Genomic DNA, 18,987 nt, shown 5'->3' on the forward strand with positions numbered 1-18,987 from the left:
AAGTTGGTGGGAAATGCCTTACAGACGATTGCCAAATACGGATCAAGCCAGAGTACGGGCGCTGAAAGCAGCGGTCGAGAAGGGTGACGTGTATAATGTGCGGGACTTGGCTATCTCACTGAAAACATTATTCGAAGCCCGTAATTTTCTGCTGAAGTTTGAAGCTGCGCAGATTTACTATACCCAATGTTATGACAACCAGTCGAGAGCCAGTCGCAAGCATCAGGCGAATGTGCGGATGGCACGGCTGTATATATCTCATTTTATTCAAGTACTCAACCTCGCGGTGCTTCGCGATGAAATCAAACCGGTGCATAAAGAGCTTTATGATCTTCCGGAAGCGAATGTGGTACCGGATTTATTAAGCGAAGCAGCTTTGGTAGAGTGGGGGAGAAAAATCATTGAAGGAGAGCAGCGGAGAACCTCTCAAGGGGGAATCCCCATTTATAACCCGACTATTGCGCGCGTAAAAGTGCATTATGATATTTTTCTGGATAGCTACGAACGTCAGAAAAATTACCAGTCTGCCACCAACCGGAGTCTGGATGAACTGGCTTCGATGCGTGACCGGGCGGATGAATTGATTCTGGATATCTGGAATCAGGTGGAAGCGAAGTTTCAGGAAGTGAATCCTAATGAAGCCCGGTTGGCAAAATGTCGTGACTATGGACTGGTATATTACTACCGTTCCAACGAAAAAGTAAAAGAAGAAAGCAAATTGTCATGTTAATAGATACTCATTCCCATCTTTTTTTGGAAGAATTTTCCGATGACCTGCCACAGGTGATGGAACGTGCACGTCAGGCAGGTGTTTCGCGTATTTACATGCCCAATATTGACAGTACGACGATTGAATCCATGCTGTCGGTTTGTGCGGATTATCCTGATTTCTGTTATCCGATGATCGGATTGCATCCTACCTCGGTGAACGAGTCATACCGGCAGGAACTGTCAATTGTCCGGGAGCGTCTGGAAGCACCCAATAATTTTGTAGCCATTGGCGAAATTGGGCTTGATTTGTATTGGGATAAAACCTTTCTGAACGAACAACTGTACGTTTTTGAGAAACAGATAGAATGGGCGCTCGAATATAAATTGCCCATCGTGGTTCATTCGCGGGAGGCATTCGACTATATATATAAGGTAATGGAGCCCTATAAAAACACTGCTTTGACCGGTATTTTTCATAGTTTCACCGGAAATGCCGAAGAAGCGGCCCGGTTGCTTGAATTTGGCGGTTTCATGTTGGGAATCAACGGAGTGGTCACATTTAAAAAGTCCTCACTGCCGGATACCTTGCTGACAGTGCCTTTGGAGCGGATTGTGCTCGAAACGGACTCACCGTATCTGACCCCGGCCCCCAATCGGGGGAAGAGGAATGAAAGTGCGAATGTGCATGATACGTTCCTGAAACTGGTAGAAATTTATCGGACCACCCCGGAGCACCTTTCACAAGCCACTTCCGAAAATGCGCTAAAAGTGTTCGGAATGGTCAAATAAGGTTCCAAAGGTTTTAAATTATATTAATTTGCAGTATTTATTTAAGATAAAAAAGGGATAATGCTTTAGGAAAAGAAAAAAAAGGATACATTTGTAGCTGAAAATGCGGAAAACTCATAAGGAGAGGTGCTCGAGTGGTTGAAGAGGCACGCCTGGAAAGCGTGTATACGCCAAAAGTGTATCCGGGGTTCGAATCCCCGTCTCTCCGCAGAACAAAAGTTGAAACGTGAAGTAAATACAATAAATAATAATCAATTAATTAATCTTAAAAATTAGACACACAATGAAAAAGTTATTTGCAATTGTTGCTGTGATTGGGGCCTTTACATTTGGCTCAATTCAACTTGCTCAGGCTCAAGACGCTCCTGCAGCAGAACAAACTGAACAACAAGCTGCTCCTGCTGCTGCTCAAGCTGCTCCGGCCGCTGCTCCTGCTGCAGAAGAAGGTGGTATTCACAAAGAAATCAAAGTTAAATTCATTGAAGGTACTGCATCTTTCATGAGTTTGGTTGCTATTGCTTTGGTAATCGGTTTGGCTTTCTGTATCGAACGTATCATCTATTTGAGCTTGGCTGAAATCAACACAAAAAAATTCATGGCATCTATCGAAGCTGCTTTGGAAAAAGGTGATGTTGAAGCTGCTAAAGACATCGCACGTAACACCAGAGGTCCTGTTGCTTCTATCTACTACCAGGGTTTGATGAGAATCGACCAAGGTATCGATGTAGTTGAGAAGTCAGTAGTATCTTACGGTGGTGTACAGGCTGGTTACCTTGAAAAAGGATGTTCTTGGATCACACTGTTTATCGCTATGGCTCCGTCACTCGGATTCTTGGGTACTGTAATCGGTATGGTGCAGGCATTTGATAAGATCCAGCAGGTAGGTGATATCTCTCCGACGGTTGTTGCAGGTGGTATGAAAGTTGCCTTGATTACAACTATTTTCGGTTTGATCGTTGCTTTGATTCTTCAGGTATTCTACAACTACGTACTTGCTAAGATTGAAGCTCTTACAAGCGAAATGGAAGACTCTTCTATCTCTTTGCTTGACATGGTAATCAAATATGATCTGAAATACAAAAAATAATTCGAAATGAGTAAGTTATCATATAAAGTATCGTATTACGCACTGTATGCGATGTTTGCCATCATCCTCATTGTCCTGGGGCTTTTCTACCTGGGTGGTGATGCTCAAGGAGCAGATGTCATTGCGGGAGTAGATCCTGAAATGTGGCAACCGGCAAACACAAATGCCTTACTGATGCTCATTTATGGGTTATTTGGTTTGGCTGTTGCTGCTACAGTAGTTGCTGCTGTATTCCAATTTGGAGCAGCTTTGAAAGATAGCCCTGCAAATGCAATTAAGTCATTGCTTGGTTTGGTTCTTTTGGTTGTTGTTTTAGTGATTGCTTGGGCTGCTGGTGATGGAACACCGATGAATATCCCAGGTTATGACGGTACTGACAACGTTCCTTTCTGGCTGAAAATAACTGATATGTTCCTTTATTCCATCTACATCCTGTTGTTTGTAACAATCGTTGCAATCATCGCGAGTGGCATAAAGAAAAAAATATCATAATCAATTGAGGATACTCAATTTAATAAGTAATTACAATGGCAAGAGGAAAAAGAAAAGTTCCTGATATTAACTCAAGTTCTACGGCGGATATCGCTTTCTTGTTGCTGATCTTCTTCTTGATTACAACATCAATGGATACGGACCGTGGTTTGGCAAGACTTTTGCCTCCACCACCCGAAGATCAAGATCAACAGAATACAGATAAGATCAAAGAACGTAACATTTTGCAGGTATACCTGAATAAGGATGATGCTTTGATGTGCGGTAATGATTATATCGGTGTTGAGCAACTAAGGGAAAAAGCTAAAGAATTTATTGCTAATGCCGGCAATGCAGAGCACATGCCTGAAAAGACACAGAAGAATGTGGAGTTTTTCGGTACGACTCTCGTTAACGACAAGCATGTAATTTCTTTGCAGAATGACCGTGGATCTTCTTATCAGGCATACATCAGCGTGCAGAACGAACTTGTTGCTGCATACAATGAATTGAGAGATGAACTGGCCCTTCAGAAATGGCAAAGACCTTATGCGGAATTGAACGACGAACAGCAAAAAGCAATTCGTGAAATCTATCCGCAGAGAATTTCTGAGGCAGAACCTAAAAAATACGGAGAAAAAAGGAAGTAAGTAATGGGAAAATTTAATAAAACTGGTAAACGTGAAATGCCGGCATTGAATACTTCTTCGTTGCCTGACCTTATCTTTACTTTGTTGTTCTTCTTTATGATTGTAACAACAATGCGCGAGGTAACATTAAAGGTACAGTTTACACTTCCGGTAGGTACTGAACTCGAAAAACTGGAGAAGAAATCGCTGGTAACATTCATTTATGTGGGTGAACCGACTCAGGAATATCGTGCGAAAATGGGTACTGAAAGTCGTATTCAGCTCAACGACAGCTATGCTGAAGTTGGCGAAGTACAAGACTTCATTTTCCAGGAACGTGCAAGTATGAATGAGGGTGACCAAGCTAAGATGACTGTGTCTCTGAAAGTAGACCAAAAGACTAAAATGGGTATTATCACAGACGTGAAGAATGCCCTTAGAAAATCTTACGCTTTGAAGATTAACTATTCTTCTACTAAACGTGGTGAGAAATAATTAGTTAATTTGATATATAGAGAAGGGCGTCCAAGCAATTGGACGCCCTTTCTTTTTAGCTTCTTTTTTAGCCTCTCTGTTTATTATTCTCCGGCAGAGGCAGACTTTATGTCTGAACTTCGCCTGCCGTATATGATCTAAAATCTATCTGAAATATGTTTTTTACGATTCTTTTGTTTCTTTATTCCTTGACTCCGTAAACGATTGTATGGAGTTTATGTCTTATGCCTTCATAATCCTTTTCTGCATCCAGGTTGCCGTGTACCATGAGATACATAGGCAGGAAATCGTCTCCTTCTTTATACGGCGGCTGGTAATAGTCTTTTTCCCACAGTGTAAATCCGTGCCGTTGGTAAAAGTTGATACGGCGTTTGGCCATCTCCTCTACCGGGCGTTCTACTTCCAGTACAATGGGGCGTTTCAGGAACTCACATAAATGCTCTAATGTGCGTTTTCCGTAGCCTCCGTTGCGCAATGCCGGATTGGTAGCGAAGTGTTCTACGTAATAGAATCCGTCGAAATCCCAATATGTAATAAAGCCAATGGGCAGGTCATCGTCAAAAATGATATTATTATGGAAGTTGCCTATCCGGTCTGTATATTCACGAAGATGTTCCAGTTCGCGATATTCTTCAGGTGGAAACGATTCGACGAGAAGCTCTTCCATAAATTTGTAATGTTGTACGTCCGATGTGGTGATCGGTTGAAATCTGATCATACGGTTTGGGTTTTAAGTTTGACAATATTGTTTTTGTTGTTGTACCGGATATTACTATACCAAATGTTATATCAAATGTGTATACTTTTATCGGGTGAATATATCAGTTATATGATACTATGAGATGTTACTGCCTTTAATTAAGGTACATAGAACTCAATAATCCGCTGGATAGCACGCTGGCATACCGGGCAGAACTCAGGATATTCGTTTGTTTTCATGCGACAATTGAATGCCGGCCGATAAATACCTTTGGCTGAGTAACCGCCGCCTTCATATACACCTACCGGATAGTTTTGATGTTGTGCTATAGGTGTGGGGACAGGCGTATTCGGTGCAAGCATATCTTCCCATTTCGAGGCAAAATTTACCCGTGTACTGATGTTCTGTTCCCACGGCTCTACATTCAGCGGATACGTGTCCGTCATTACATCGTCATCATAAAAATATTCATCCGCCAAGCCTCCGAAGCTATGTCCGAATTCATGGACCACTACAGGCTTGAACATCGGATGATGAGCGGTAGTCAGCGTATATGAGTTGTAAATTCCTCCGCCTCCGTACACATCCGTATTGGCAAGGATAATAATATGCTCATAAGGAATGCCGGCCAAAGCGTTGTGGATGGCCTTCACCCGACTTGTAGTCAGATAACGGTCCGAGTAAAAAGTATCGAAATGAGAATGAACAGCCGTATGTTTCCATTGATTTTCGCGGGGAACACTGACTCCGCTGTCAATCGACGGACTGGCTACAGCCACTACGTTGAACTTATTTTTCATCGACCGGAACGGTTCGTGTGAAAACAGGCTTTCGCAGGCTTTCTGTGCATCCTGATAGAATAAGTCCATTTCCTTTTCCGTGTAGCCTTCTGCCAGGATAGCGACATCTATGCACTCTTTTTCGTTACCGCTCTGAAGCATATACCGGTGTGGAGTGACGTGTGATGTTCCCCGTTTATGAATCAAGATATCGTCCGGACGGACAATGTGCTTGAAGCTGGTCATCACTTCCTTGCGGGGAGAGAACAGCACGATTTCTATCTCTGCCGGCTGTTTGGGGTAGGGAAGCAAGAATGTATTTTCGAAGCCTTTGGCTGTTTCCTTGGCTTCATCGGTGGACAGCCACTCCTGAAACAGAGAAGAAAAGGAAGTCTTGTAGATACACTGTCGGGTGGCGAGATCTCTGACGATAATCTGCCCATTGCCTTCGAGCGGAAGTTCGGACAAATGATGTTCACGACCTGCCCAGGAGGGAAGCTGAGATAGCTCGTCCAGATAGATCGCTTGCTGCTTATTGTTTCCGGTGAAGATATAATCCACCCGTAACGTCTTATTCTGAAAATAATCTGCAAAGTTTTGCGCATAACTTCCTGCCGAAATCAGGAAAAAAAGAAGAATACTGCAAATTTGTTTCATATAAATAGTATATTTATGTTTTTTACAAAGGTACAAACTATTGTTGACTTATTCGATATTTGCAAATAAAAGTAATAAATCATAGTATTTGTTGCCGAAAAATAGCTAACTTTGCATGAAAGATTCATTGATTAAAACAATTTGATTCAAAAATGGGACATCATCAATTAGATGCTTTAGATGAGCAAATTCTGAAATTAATAGCAGGGAACGCGCGTATTCCTTTTTTGGAAGTAGCAAGAGCGTGTAACGTTTCCGGGGCGGCTATCCACCAGCGCATTCAGAAGTTGACTAATCTGGGAATATTGAAAGGATCGGAATATGTGATCGATCCTGAGAAGATAGGATATGAAACTTGTGCTTATATTGGTATATATCTGAAAGATCCGGAATCCTTTGATTCGGTAACAAGAGCTTTGGAAGCTATTCCGGAAGTAGTAGAATGTCATTTCACTACTGGTAAATATGATATGTTTATCAAGATTTACGCTAAGAACAATCACCATTTGCTGAGTATCATACATGATAAATTGCAACCTCTGGGGTTGGCGCGTACGGAGACATTGATCTCTTTCCATGAAGCCATAAAGCGGCAGATGCCGATTATGGTCGACATTGAAGACGAAGATTAATCGTACAGAATAAAATAGCTTACTGTTTCACGTAATCTACAAAAGCATACGGGCAGAGATGTTTCTCATCCACAGGATGAGCTTCTCTGCTTTTTTCGTGCCATTGAGCCGGAGATACTTCCGGAAAGAAGGCGTCGGCTTCAGGAGCAACGTCGTTTATTTCCGTCAGACAAAGTTCGTCGGCAAGAGGAAGTGCCTGTCGGTAGACGCTTGCGCCACCTATTATATAGACGTGCTCATCTTCCTTGCAGCTTTGCAGGGCGACTTCCAGCGACGGGAAGACTTCCGCACCGGGACATACCGTATCCGGACGGGTGGATAATACAACGTTTCTGCGATTGGGCAGCGCACCTTTCGGCAGCGATTCGAAGGTTTTTCTTCCCATTATGATGGTGTTTCCGGTAGTCAATGCCTTGAAGCGTTTCAAGTCGTTGGGCAACCAGAAAAGCAGTTTATTCTGAAAGCCGATCGCCATTCGGCGGTCTACGGCAGCAATAATTGATATTTTACTCATGGTTTTATACCGCTACTATTCCGGCAATATGTGGATGCGGGTCGTAGTTCACCAGTTCGAAGTCTTCGAACTGGAAGTCATAGATACTCTTCACATCCGGATTAATTTTCATTTGAGGCAATGCGCGTGGTTCGCGGCTAAGCTGCAATTTGACTTGATCCAAGTGGTTCAGATAGATATGGGCATCGCCAAGTGTATGGATAAATTCACCCGCTTTCAGTCCTGTCACCTGCGCCATCATTTGTAGCAGCAGTGCATACGATGCGATATTGAACGGGACTCCGAGAAATATATCCGCGCTGCGCTGGTAAAGTTGCAGGCTCAGCCGGCCGTCTGCCACGTAAAACTGGAAGAAGGCATGGCAGGGAGGCAGATTCATATTCTTTAAATCGGCTACATTCCAGGCGCTGACAATGATACGTCGGGAGTCGGGATTGTGCTTGATCGTCTCTACCGCTTCGCTGATCTGGTCGATGAATCCGCCGTCGTAGTCGGGCCACGAACGCCACTGATAGCCATAGATATGACCTAAATCACCGTTTTCGTCCGCCCATTCGTTCCAGATGCGTACACCGTGTTCTTGCAGATATTTCGCGTTCGTATCACCTTGCAGAAACCAGAGTAACTCGTAGATGATTGATTTCAGATGCAGTTTTTTGGTGGTCAGACACGGGAAACCCTCGTCGAGGTTGAAACGCATCTGATGCCCGAACACACTGATCGTTCCGGTTCCTGTACGGTCACTTTTCTCAGTTCCTTCAGTTAATACGCGATTGAGTAAATCTAAATATTGTTTCATAGCGAATAATTTTCCAATAAGTTGGTGCGATGCAAAATTACAAAAATGGCGTGAATAAATTGGCAAACCATCCGACGAACTTCTTCCACGGTGAGCGCTTTTTCCAGAATTCCGGTGTCAGCTGCGTACAGTGCTCTATATCGTTCTGAAACATGTCGTTCAGTTCGCCTGTAATTTCCTTGTTGAAGATGAAAGCGTTCGTCTCGTAGTCGTACCGGAGGCTGCGGCTGTTCAGGTTTGCGGTGCCTACCGTGCAGAAAATATCGTCGACCATCATGATTTTGGAATGATGGAAACCGCCATTGTACATATAGACGGTGGCTCCCCTTTTCATCAGTTTGTGAAGTTTGTAGAGGGCGGCGTCCGGAGTAAACGGAATATCGGAGGCGGAAGAAACCATAATCGTGACATCCACACCTCGTTCGATGGTGCGTTGAAGCGCCTTGTTGATGGAGGATGTGGGCACAAAATACGGGTTGACGATGTGCACGTTTTTCTGTGCCGAATAGATCGACATGGCATAAGCATGGCTGAGCATACGGCTGTTTTTCTTCGGTGTGCGGTCTACGATGGCGACGACTACATTGGTGCTGTCCGACTGCTCCTTGTGCTTGGGGAAGTATGCTTCGCCGCCAATGTTTTGTTTAGTCTCCTTGTTCCATATGGTAAGAAATATTTCTTGCAGGTCATTGACGGCATCGCCTTCTATTCTCATGTGCATATCACGCCATGTACCGATTTTGGGGAGTCCGTTGATGTAGTAGTCGGCGATGTTCATTCCTCCCGTATAGGCGACTTCGCCGTCGATGACGGCTATTTTGCGGTGATCACGGTGTGCCGCATGATTGATGTAGGGAAAGGTGAACGGGTCGAACTTGACAATCTCGATTCCCTGTTCGCGTATTTTTTTGAGATGCCTCTTTTTGAGCGGTTTATTGTTCGACCAGTTGCCGAACGCATCGAACATGGCCCGTACTTCCACGCCTTCTTTTACCTTTTCGGCCAGCAGGTCGAACAGCGCATTGGCTATAGAGTCATTGCGGAAATTGAAATATTCCAGATGAATGTGGTGTTTGGCGTCACGGATGGCGCTGAATAAATCAATGAATTTTTCTCGTCCGCTTTTCAGTAACCTGACCTTGTTATTATCGGATATAGGAATCCCTGACTCCGATAAGAAACGTAATACAAGGGAGTCACTTGTCAGAGCTATGGAGTCTCTGGGATGCGTCATCAAACTGTCGATGACATCTGCCTGAGCACGGAATAAAGACAGAAATAGAAATAAAAGAAATATACGTAGTTTCAAAACTCTTCTCGCTATTTTAGTTTACAAAGTAACAAAGATACAACATCTATGTTTGGAGCTATCGGGAGAGGAGGGCAAATTTATTATACTTTAACTGAAGTTTCGCAAGTTCTTTATATTATTGACAAACAATAGTATCTCAATTCTCCTCCTCCCGGGAGGAGGAGTACCCGTAGGGGGAGGTGGTAGGTGAAACAATAAAAATACCTATAAAAGAATATGAATGAATGCTTTTCTCACCTACCACCCCGCCCTACGGGCACCCCTCCTCCCAGGAGGAGGGGAATTAAGATAGTTTGGATAACGCAAAGGTAACCTGCGAAACTTGAATACTTTAACAGAAGGAATTAACAAGAATCTCTTGATCTGGGGAATTATATTCGTTCGATACATCTGAACTGTCTGCTGTGTTCCCTGCCGTTGTCACACTTGTGCCAACGGCGTGGCACTGCTGTGCCAGTGCGGTGTCACAACTGTGCCAAGCCCTTGGCACAGAGTGTGACAAGCATTGTTATGCCATTGATACTACTTTCCGTCCGGCCATGAACAGTAGGACGACCGTTGCAATGATGATTGATTTCGGATCGAGGCTGGTTGCGCCGTGGTTGATCATGCCGATGAGTACATCTTTCAGTGTTTCCCATATGGCTTCCAGTCCGCCCAGAGTGACGAAGAGCGTGGCTCCTACTGTCATTACGAATACAGTCCAAAGGCGTGCCAACCGGTTGCTGCGGTCGGGCAAGTGGTGCATGACGCGGCGGCTGAATCCGTTGTCGGCTATTTCCCGCTTGTTTTCTGCAAAGAAATCTTTCAGAAGTTTATCATTATCTATTTCCGTCATAACCGTTTCTTTTTAAATACGTTGCTAATTTTTCTTTTCCACGCGACAGGTGGCTTTTCACCGTTCCTGCCGGTATTCCCGTTATTCCTGCAATCTTGTCGATGCTTACATCTTCCATGTAAAACAGCGTGATGCAGGTTCGTTCCACTTCCTTCAGCGATTTGAGTGACTGATAAACATCCATTGTCTGCCCTATGTTCGCTTGTTCGGTGCAGTTGACGGCGTCTACTTCCCTGGTATCCAGGTCTGCCATCTCCTTCCGGCTGCGAATATAATCATAAAAAATATTATAAGCAATACGGTATAGCCACGTGGAGAAACTCGACAAGTTACGGAACGAGGCCAGATTGGTATATGCCTTGATGAATGTATCCTGTGCCAAGTCGTCACTCAATTCGCTGTCACCGCAAGTCAGATGCAGGAAGAAGCGTCTGACAGGCGACTGGTATTTTTGTACCAACTGGTCGAAGGCCCTGGTGTTCTTGAACACCACGACCTGTGCGACTAGCGATATATCGTTGAGTTGGCTCATCTATTTTCTTCGTTCTTCTCTTCGTCGTTCCTCTCCGAGATGATGATGTCGTTGCTTCTGACGGCGGTTTCTCTGTTCTTGGTTTCCTCGTTGGCATGTTGCTTGTAGCCGATCAGCCATTGTCCCAGTCCCATAAACATGACGAGCAGTCCGATAGCGCCAATTCCGAATTCGCCGGTGATGGCCCAGAGGAATATGAAGAGCCCGATGCCTGTAAAGGTGTTTTTGATTCCTTGTGTACGTTGGTCTGTCGATTTGTGCTCCCGTATGAATTCTTCAGGAAGAGGCTGACCGGCTGCGAGAGCCTGTTCGGCAAGACGGTAGCGTGCTTTCCGGTTCTTGTAGCGGAAGAAGAAGACTACAAATATGATGAATACCGGCATTCCGAATATGGCAATGATGCTGATGATGGCTACCAGAATACCTCCTCCGACTGCATCTCCGAAATTATTGAACGGGAAGTCATCGTCGTCAGAGCTGATGGTGAAGCTCGCTTTTCCGTGAGGGCCGCGCGAGGAGCTACTCACTTTGCCCGTATCTACACTTGTCGTGTCGGCGTCTTCGTCATCGATGCCGATCACAGTGACGGCCGTGTTGCCGACATTTACCTTGGCATCCTTGCCTTTCCCTTTCGTTACGGTCACTTTTACGTTTCCGGTAGAGTCGTTCACAATAGTCGTTTGTTTCTGGGCGTTTGCCAGCGAGAAAATGGTCATCATGACCAGTAAAGCAATTAAAATCCGTTTCATATATTAATTCTTTTATTTGTTTCTTTGTCTGTTAGACGTAGTTCGTATGTCAGAAAGTTGCAAAGAGACGAAATATTTTTGATATTTGCAGGAATTAATAAATGAAAAATGAATTTACCCGCTTCTTTTATCGATTATACCCGTGCCTTACTGGGCAATGAAGAATATGAAAAACTGGCTGCCGCCTTGCAACAGGAGCCTCCCGTCAGCATTCGGATCAATAAATTGAGAATGAAGGAGGAAGGAGTAAGCTCGCTGACAGACAGTTCTGCTCATTTTTCCTTCAACAAAGTTCCCTGGGCATCCGACGGCTACTATCTTGACGAGCGTCTGACTTTTACGTTCGACCCGTTGTTTCATGCCGGTTGCTACTATGTTCAGGAGGCTTCGTCCATGTTTGTGGAGCAGGTGCTGCGGCAGTATGTCGAGTCTCCGGTGGTGATGCTCGATCTTTGTGCGGCGCCCGGAGGAAAATCAACCCATGCGCGCAGCGTGCTTCCGGAAGGGAGTCTGCTGGTGGCGAATGAAGTGATCCGGAACCGTTCACAGGTGCTGGCGGAGAATCTGACGAAGTGGGGGCATCCGGATGTGGTGGTTACCAACAATGATCCGGCTGATTTCTCGGCACTTCCGTCTTTCTTCGATGTCATTCTGACCGATGTGCCTTGCTCGGGCGAGGGAATGTTTCGTAAAGACCCCGTGGCTGTGGAGGAATGGAGCCCGGAGAATGTAGAGATCTGCTGGCAGCGTCAGCGGCGGATTATTGCGGATATTTGGCCCTGTCTGAAACCGGGCGGCATATTAATATATAGTACGTGTACCTATAATAGCAAAGAAGATGAAGAGAACGTCTGCTGGATTCAGCAGGAATTCGGTGCGGAGCTCTTGCCTCTGGAGGTGCGGAACGAGTGGAATATAACAGGGAATTTACTCGATGGAGAGGATGAATCTCAGGGAAGTTTGTCTGTCTGTCATTTTCTTCCTCATAAGACAAAAGGCGAAGGATTCTTTCTGGCGGCACTTCGTAAACCGGATGCGGAAGATGAACCGGCAGCCTATTCATTCTCAAAAGCAAAGGCGTCCAAGAAAAAAGATAAGAAAGGCGGAGCGGCTGCTTCTCCCGTTTCCAAAGAACACATGGGGATGGCACTGAACTGGCTGAAGCAGGAAAATGTCGAAAAATGCACCCTGTCTGCGGAAGGCGCGGGCATCATCGCATTTCCGCAACGATATACCGATGAACTGGCTGCCATGAAACAGCATCTGAAAGTGATACAGGCAGGCGTTCTGACTGGTGAAGTGAAAGGGAGAGATTTGATTCCCGCTCATGCGCTGGCAATGAGCGCTACGCTCTTGCGGCAGGATGCTTTTGATACGGAAGAGGTGAGTTATGAACAGGCTATCGCTTATTTACGAAAAGAGGCTATTACCTTGTCGGAAACAGCCCCTCGTGGTTATATCTTGCTTACTTACCGGAATATTCCTCTCGGATTTGTGAAGAATATCGGAAATCGTGCCAATAATCTTTATCCGCAGGAGTGGCGTATCCGCAGCGGGTATTTGCCGGAGGAGATACGTACGCTGTAAAGATTATTTTCGAAAGAAACGGACAACGGATAGAATGCTTATCTTGATAGCTCGGCTAATTTATCATCCATAATTTAGGGAAGTATTCCAGTGGGTATTTCCTTATAATTCAGAATGAAACCGACCTGTCTGCCTGTTCCCGGTTCTGCTCCTTCCGTTATTTCTTCCAGTGTGTAGGCCGGAGGCGGGGCAGGTGATGTCCGTGTTTCTCCAATGGGCGGCGTGCCCCAGTTCAGATATAAGTTCTTGTCCAGCCGGTGAAGCAGGTACGTGTTTCCCCATACGGTGAAATGGTGTTCCGTAGCCGGTGCGGCATCCAATGAAAAGGTAAGGGTCAGCGTGGCTTTGTTGTCTTCTCCTTGCTTCAGTGCATAAGTTCCTTTGGTGATCAGTTCGAGTCCCGATGAAAAAGCGGTTTGCTGTCCTTGTTTGAAGAAATAAGCGTCACGGGCAGCGTTGCTGACAAGGAAAATGTCGTCAACACCCGGCAGTAGGTTCTCGTCCCCATTGGGACGCAGGGAGGACGAGCCGTGTATCAGATTGAGATCTTCGTAGTAGTCCACCACTTTGATGGGCAGAGTGAGCGTTTCCTGTGTGGCGTTGTCTGTCACTTTCAGATACGTACTTCCGGTGAGAATGCCGGATATGTAAATCATTCGTCCGGCGGGAACTCCGCTCCAGCCGCTTTCGACTCCGGCACTTGCGATGCGGGGATTTCCGATTTCCAGAGAGTAGTCTCCGTTTCCACTTTCGATTCCGAGGTAGCGTCTTCCTCCCATGGGCACTTCGTATTTGCTGTCGTAAAACCGCAGGGGGGCATCGGCATCGTCTTTACAGGCACTCCATAAAATAAGAATGCAAAACAAGATGGGGGTGTAAGAGAGGGTTTTAGTTTTCATAATAGTTTAGTGTTTTTTTACAGTCCCCAAATGTAATGCATTCTTTTTATTTATTCAAGTTTCGCAGGTTACTTTTGCGTTATCCAAACTATCTTAATTCCCCTCCCTCCCGGGAGGAGGGGTGCCCGTAGGGCGGGGTGGTAGGTGAGAAAAGCATTCATTCGTATTCTATTATAGGTATTTTTATGTTTCACCTACCACCTCCCCCTACGGGTACTCCTCCTTCCCGAAGGAGGAGAATGGAGATAGAATCGACTTTTTAGTCACCCCCATTTGGGATACTATTGTTTGTCAATAATATAAAGAACTTGCGAAACCTCAGTTATTTATTCAATAATCGGGCGAAATAAAGCGGAATTTATAGCTTGCTCTTATAAATTCGTGCCATTGCCTTCTGATATTGATTCTCCAGCTGGAGGTAATTCTGATGACTTTGATAAATGACGGATACCTCGACAAAATACTCGATCATGCTGATCTGTCCGCCTGTCAGAGCCTGTTTCAGTAGTGCAAGGTCTTGTTGCGCCTGAAAAGTTTTCCTGTATTCCTCCATAGAGGTGTGCAGCGTTTTGGCTTCCCGATAGAGCTGTGCCAGTTCGGATTCCACTTGCAGGGTGGCGTTGTCTTTCTGCAAGTCGATGTTCAGCGCTTGCGCTTTGGCTATTTTCACCTTGTTGCGATTCTCGAAAAGCGGGAAGGAGAATCCCACTACTACTCCGTTGAAAGGCGTTCCCGTTTCGGTGTTCCGGCGGTAGCCGAGTTCCAGTTTCGGTAGCCATTGCGACTTGTTGACGGCGATCTGCTTGCGGGCAACGAGGCTTTCGTTGTTGAACGCCATTAACGTGCGGTCGGCGGAGAGCACTTCCGATTTCAGTATCTGATAGTCGGCAGGGAAAGGCGTCGCAGGATACGTGTTTTCTTCGAACACTACGGGGATATTGCCGTTTAACGTGTTCAGTTCCTGCAACTTATTGCGCAGTGCCGTTTCGTTCAGCGAAGTTTCCGTCTTGACATTCAGCAGTTCCAGATTGATTTTATTCGTTTCGAGAGCGTTCGCATCTCCGGTTTGGAGGCGCTTGGCGTACATTTTGGCAAGTTCTTCTGCGTTGCGCAGCCGTTCCTCCAAGATGTGTTTTTGCTGGCGCAGCATGATAATGTCCAGACACACTTCTTTGGCGAGCAACAATTTCTCTTGGCGGAAGACGTCCGCCTGACTGTCAAAAGCACCCGCTTTCAGACGATTCAGCTTGTTGCGGGTGGCATACAGGCTCGGAAAGTCGAAACTTTGCGACACCACAAGTTCGCCGATCGTTTCGTTTTTATCTTTCGCTCCCCAAAGGTGGGCGTATGATAATGTCGGGTCCGGCAGGTTATTGTCCGTTTTGGCTTCCAGCTTTTGCGAGGTGATGAGTTGGGCGTTTGCCTGCAACTCCTTATTGTTGGCTTCGATATTCTTCAAAACCTGTTCGATGCCGCTTTGGGCCTGCACTTCGCCCGTGAGGGCGAGAAGTGCGCAGCTTACCAAAGAGCCTATGATGATGATTCGTTTCATACTTTTTTTTATTTGTTTCTCTATATATAGTAGCTATATTTAACTGATAATTATGCCTGTTCCGCCGGTACGTCGCATGGAGAATTTGCTCCGGCGCTACGCTGGCGATGCATCATCAGATAAACAATCGGAACGATGAAACCGTTCAGGAAAGTAGATGTTAAAAGTCCGCCCAAAATCACTTTGGCCATCGGGCTTTGAATCTCGTTGCCCGGCAGATCACCGCCCAGAGCCAGCGGTATCAGTGCCAGCGCAGAGGAGAGAGCCGTCATCAGGATCGGATTCAGACGGTCGAGAGAACCTTGTATCACGCTGTCGTACACGTTCAGTCCCTCCACTTGCTGCAAGTGGTTGTAGTGGCTGATGAGCAACATACCGTTACGGGTCGCGATACCGAACAGCGAAATGAAACCGATAATTGCCGGAATGCTTACTTCGCCGGTCGTGATGACAAGGGCAAAAACGCCGCCGATCAATGCCAGGGGCAGGTTCAGCAAGATCACGCCGGACTCCTTGACACTGCGGAATTCGTGGTAAAGCAACAGGAAAATAATGACAATACTCATGAAAGATGTCAGCGCCAATACACGGCTGGCAGCCTGTTCGCTTTCGAACTGTCCGCCATACTCGATGTGGTAGCCCTCGGGCAACTGGATAGTGGCGTCTACCTGCTTCTGAATATCATTTACAACACTGCGCAGGTCACGGTCGGCAACGTTGGCGGAGATAACGATTTTCCGTTTTACATTTTCGCGGTTGATTGTGTTCGGGCCCATGGAGGAAACCACTTCCGCCACGTAGTTCAGAGGAACTTTGCGTCCGTCGTTGGTGTCGATCATGAGGTTGCGGATTTTCTCCATTTCGTCGCGTGCGTCGTCCTTCACTTTGACGATGAGGTCGAAGCTCTTGCCCTGCTCGTACACTTGAGAAATCACTTTTCCTGCCAGCGCCACATTCACGTATTCAGAAAATTCCGGCAGGGTGATGCCGAATTTCGCCAGCATTTCCCGTTTGGGCTGTATCTTTAACTGCGGGCGTTCGATTTGTTGTTCCACGTTGAGGTCGGCAATTCCCGGAATGTCGCTGATAGCTCCCTTGATCTGGTTGCCCAGCGAGAACATCTTGTTCAGGTCGTCTCCGAAGAGTTTGATGGCGATATTTGCCTTCGTACCGGACAACATCGCGTCGATACGATGGCTGATGGGCTGACCGATTTCGATGTTTGCTCCGGTGATCGTTCCGAGTTTCTCGCGCACTTCGGCGACGAGTTCGCTGCGCGGGCGGTCTTTCAGTTCAAACGGCGCCTCGATTTCCGAAACGTTTACGCCGAGCGCGTGTTCATCCAGTTCGGCACGTCCCGTTTTGCGGGCTACGGTTTGTATTTCGGGGATTGTCAGCAGCAATTCTTCGGCACGGTGTCCCATCTTGTTGCTTTCTTCCAGGGATATGCCCGGCAGCGAACTGATATTGATGGTGAACGAGCCTTCATTGAACGAAGGAAGGAAGCTGCGCCCGAGCGTAAAGAATACCCCTAAGGCGATCAGGAAAAGGACGATGGTGCTGCCGAGTGTCACCCGTTTGTGAGCCAGTACCCATGTCAGCGCCTTTTCGTAAATACCTTTCATCCAGCGGGCAAGGAAGGATTCTTTCAGTTCCTTGTTCGTCTTGTTGCTGCCCAGCAGGTAAGAGCAGAGCACCGGAGTCAGCGTGAGGGCAACGACCGTGGAAGCGAACAGTGCCACGATGAAAGCGATGCCCAGCGGTACCAGCATACGGCCTTCCATTCCACTTAGGAAGAACAGCGGCACAAAGCTGACGACAATGATCAGCGTTGAATTAAGAATCGGCATTCGCACTTCCTTCGAAGCGTTGAATACCACTTCGAGCGTGCTGAGGCGTTCGGCTTCCGCTTTCAGACGGTTTTCCCGCAGTCTCTTGTATACATTTTCCACGTCGACAATGGCGTCGTCGACCAGCGAACCGATGGCAATCGCCATACCTCCCAGACTCATCGTGTTGATAGTCAGCCCCATGTAGTGGAGCGTGAGGATGGAGACGAGCAGTGAAAGCGGTAGCGTGACAAGGGAAATCAGCGTAGTGCGCACATTGGCCAAAAACAGGAAAAGTACGATGACGACAAAGATTCCTCCTTCAAAAAGAGACTTTTTCACGTTGCCGATGGAGCTTTCGATAAAGCGGCTCTGGCGGAAAATATCCGTGGAGACTTTGACGTCCGCAGGCAAATTCTTCTGTAAGTCTTGCAGAGAGGCCTCCAACTTGTCCGTCAGTTCCAGCGTGCTGGTGGCGGGCTGTTTGGTGACGGTCATGAGTACGGCAGGTTTGCCACGTTCCGAGGCTGTGCCCAGTTTCGGGGCTTTGGGCCCTATTTTCACGTCGGCGATGTCTTCCAGCGTTACCGGAAAGCTGTTCACCGTTTTCACTACCGCTTTGCCGAGTTCTTCCACTTTGGTGGTAGAGAGCACTCCGCGCACGATATATTCATTGCCAAATTCGTAAAGTACGCCGCCGTTGGCGTTCAGGTTCATGTCTTGGGTGACGGCCATCACTTCTCCCATCGATACGCCGTAGTGGCGCATCCGTTCGGGGTCCAACTGAATCTGATATTCCTTGATGTCTCCTCCGAGCACTGCCACCTGTGCCACACCTCCGGTGGAGAGCAGGCGCGGGCGGATCGTCCAGTCGGCAATCGTCCGCAGATCGAGCATGGAGGTGGAGTCGGCGGTCAGACCGACGATGAGCATTTCGCCCAAGATGGACGATTGGGGGCCGAGAGTCGGCTTGCCCACGTTGACGGGAAGTGACTCGCTGACTACGGCGAGCTTTTCGCTGACGATCTGACGGGCGAGGTATATATCTGTGCCCCAGTCGAATTCTACCCAGACGACGGAGAAACCGTTGGTCGAAGAAGAACGGACACGGCGTACGCCGGTAGCCCCGTTTACGGCTGTTTCGACGGGGAAGGTGACGAGTTGTTCCACTTCCTCGGCTGCCATACCGTTGGCTTCGGTCATGATGACCACTGTCGGGGCGTTCAGGTCGGGAAACACGTCTACTTCCGTGTGCATGGCGGTGTAAGTCCCCGCGATAAGCAGGAGGATGGCCGCGCAGAGCACAACCAGTCGGTTGTGCAGGGAGTAATGTATGATTTTATTTAGCATGATATTTCATTGATTAAGTTTGGTTCCTCCCGGTTTACTTTTGAGCAGTGCCGGGCAGGGGATAAACTTGCGTGAC

General features: G+C 46.9%; 19 protein-coding genes and 1 tRNA gene. 9 read left to right on the top strand and 11 right to left on the bottom strand.

Going from position 1 to position 18,987, the window contains the following annotated elements:
• Positions 1-13: 13 nt before the first annotated feature.
• From NBH01_RS05020 to NBH01_RS05050, 7 genes are all read left to right on the top strand, one after another.
• Complete coding sequence (locus tag NBH01_RS05020; RefSeq protein WP_008761053.1) at positions 14-730, top strand: hypothetical protein; 717 nt, start codon at positions 14-16, stop codon at positions 728-730.
• Positions 724-1,500 carry a TatD family hydrolase gene (locus NBH01_RS05025; RefSeq protein ID WP_016269566.1) on the top strand — a complete coding sequence of 259 codons (777 nt, stop codon included), beginning with the start codon at positions 724-726 and terminating at the stop codon, positions 1,498-1,500. Before NBH01_RS05020 ends, NBH01_RS05025 begins: the two co-directional genes overlap by 7 nt.
• A 120-nt stretch (positions 1,501-1,620) precedes the next feature.
• Positions 1,621-1,708 (top strand) — tRNA-Ser (locus tag NBH01_RS05030).
• Between the two features lie 75 nt (positions 1,709-1,783).
• The gene (locus NBH01_RS05035; RefSeq protein ID WP_008766463.1) at positions 1,784-2,587 is read left to right on the top strand and encodes a MotA/TolQ/ExbB proton channel family protein; all 804 of its coding nucleotides are present in this window, start codon (positions 1,784-1,786) and stop codon (positions 2,585-2,587) included.
• A 6-nt stretch (positions 2,588-2,593) separates the two neighbouring features.
• Positions 2,594-3,079 carry a hypothetical protein gene (locus tag NBH01_RS05040; RefSeq protein ID WP_225693491.1) on the top strand — a complete coding sequence of 162 codons (486 nt, stop codon included), beginning with the start codon at positions 2,594-2,596 and terminating at the stop codon, positions 3,077-3,079.
• A gap of 35 nt (positions 3,080-3,114) precedes the next feature.
• Positions 3,115-3,708 carry an ExbD/TolR family protein gene (locus NBH01_RS05045; RefSeq protein WP_008761057.1) on the top strand — a complete coding sequence of 198 codons (594 nt, stop codon included), beginning with the start codon at positions 3,115-3,117 and terminating at the stop codon, positions 3,706-3,708.
• 3 nt (positions 3,709-3,711) lie between these two features.
• On the top strand, positions 3,712-4,182 hold the full coding sequence (locus NBH01_RS05050; RefSeq protein WP_008761058.1) for an ExbD/TolR family protein: 471 nt from the start codon (positions 3,712-3,714) through the stop codon (positions 4,180-4,182).
• A gap of 181 nt (positions 4,183-4,363) precedes the next feature.
• On the opposite strand, the gene NBH01_RS05055 is transcribed toward NBH01_RS05050, so the two are convergent.
• Entirely contained in the window at positions 4,364-4,900 is a 537-nt protein-coding gene (locus NBH01_RS05055; RefSeq protein WP_022470608.1) for a GNAT family N-acetyltransferase, read from the bottom strand.
• Positions 4,901-5,040: 140 nt separating this feature from the next.
• Positions 5,041-6,318, bottom strand: a complete 1,278-nt coding sequence (locus NBH01_RS05060; RefSeq protein WP_117578938.1) for an IgA Peptidase M64 — start codon at positions 6,316-6,318, stop codon at positions 5,041-5,043.
• Between the two features lie 152 nt (positions 6,319-6,470).
• Between NBH01_RS05060 and NBH01_RS05065 the strand changes: the two genes are divergently transcribed.
• On the top strand, positions 6,471-6,950 hold the full coding sequence (locus NBH01_RS05065) for an Lrp/AsnC family transcriptional regulator (RefSeq protein ID WP_008761061.1): 480 nt from the start codon (positions 6,471-6,473) through the stop codon (positions 6,948-6,950).
• Positions 6,951-6,969: 19 nt separating this feature from the next.
• Here the strand turns inward: NBH01_RS05065 and NBH01_RS05070 are convergent, their stop codons facing one another.
• From NBH01_RS05070 to NBH01_RS05095, 6 genes are all read right to left on the bottom strand, one after another.
• On the bottom strand, positions 6,970-7,464 hold the full coding sequence (locus NBH01_RS05070) for a dihydrofolate reductase (protein ID WP_008761062.1): 495 nt from the start codon (positions 7,462-7,464) through the stop codon (positions 6,970-6,972).
• A gap of 4 nt (positions 7,465-7,468) precedes the next feature.
• Positions 7,469-8,263, bottom strand: a complete 795-nt coding sequence (locus NBH01_RS05075) for a thymidylate synthase (RefSeq protein ID WP_008761063.1) — start codon at positions 8,261-8,263, stop codon at positions 7,469-7,471.
• 37 nt (positions 8,264-8,300) lie between these two features.
• A complete protein-coding gene (cls, locus tag NBH01_RS05080; RefSeq protein WP_225680492.1) occupies positions 8,301-9,572 on the bottom strand; it encodes a cardiolipin synthase in 1,272 nt (423 codons plus the stop codon).
• 511 nt (positions 9,573-10,083) lie between these two features.
• Complete coding sequence (locus NBH01_RS05085) at positions 10,084-10,413, bottom strand: DUF5056 domain-containing protein (protein WP_113748198.1); 330 nt, start codon at positions 10,411-10,413, stop codon at positions 10,084-10,086.
• The gene (locus NBH01_RS05090) at positions 10,397-10,945 is read right to left on the bottom strand and encodes an RNA polymerase sigma factor (RefSeq protein WP_008761066.1); all 549 of its coding nucleotides are present in this window, start codon (positions 10,943-10,945) and stop codon (positions 10,397-10,399) included. The genes NBH01_RS05085 and NBH01_RS05090 overlap by 17 nt, the downstream gene beginning before the upstream one ends.
• Positions 10,942-11,694 carry a DUF6249 domain-containing protein gene (locus tag NBH01_RS05095; protein WP_070750395.1) on the bottom strand — a complete coding sequence of 251 codons (753 nt, stop codon included), beginning with the start codon at positions 11,692-11,694 and terminating at the stop codon, positions 10,942-10,944. Before NBH01_RS05095 ends, NBH01_RS05090 begins: the two co-directional genes overlap by 4 nt.
• A 108-nt stretch (positions 11,695-11,802) precedes the next feature.
• Between NBH01_RS05095 and NBH01_RS05100 the strand changes: the two genes are divergently transcribed.
• A complete protein-coding gene (locus tag NBH01_RS05100) occupies positions 11,803-13,281 on the top strand; it encodes a methyltransferase RsmF C-terminal domain-like protein (protein ID WP_225680494.1) in 1,479 nt (492 codons plus the stop codon).
• Between the two features lie 74 nt (positions 13,282-13,355).
• Here the strand turns inward: NBH01_RS05100 and NBH01_RS05105 are convergent, their stop codons facing one another.
• The 3 genes from NBH01_RS05105 to NBH01_RS05115 form a co-directional block, all read right to left on the bottom strand.
• Positions 13,356-14,180 carry an Ig-like domain-containing protein gene (locus tag NBH01_RS05105; protein ID WP_225680496.1) on the bottom strand — a complete coding sequence of 275 codons (825 nt, stop codon included), beginning with the start codon at positions 14,178-14,180 and terminating at the stop codon, positions 13,356-13,358.
• 358 nt (positions 14,181-14,538) lie between these two features.
• The gene (locus NBH01_RS05110) at positions 14,539-15,732 is read right to left on the bottom strand and encodes a TolC family protein (protein WP_048694452.1); all 1,194 of its coding nucleotides are present in this window, start codon (positions 15,730-15,732) and stop codon (positions 14,539-14,541) included.
• 50 nt (positions 15,733-15,782) lie between these two features.
• Positions 15,783-18,911, bottom strand: coding sequence for an efflux RND transporter permease subunit (locus NBH01_RS05115; protein ID WP_225680498.1), 3,129 nt, complete (start codon positions 18,909-18,911; stop codon positions 15,783-15,785).
• Between the last annotated feature and the right edge of the window lie 76 nt (positions 18,912-18,987).

The organism is Bacteroides sp. B1-V-101, assembly GCF_023656585.1.
Taxonomy (GTDB): Bacteria; Bacteroidota; Bacteroidia; order Bacteroidales; family Bacteroidaceae; genus Bacteroides; species Bacteroides thetaiotaomicron.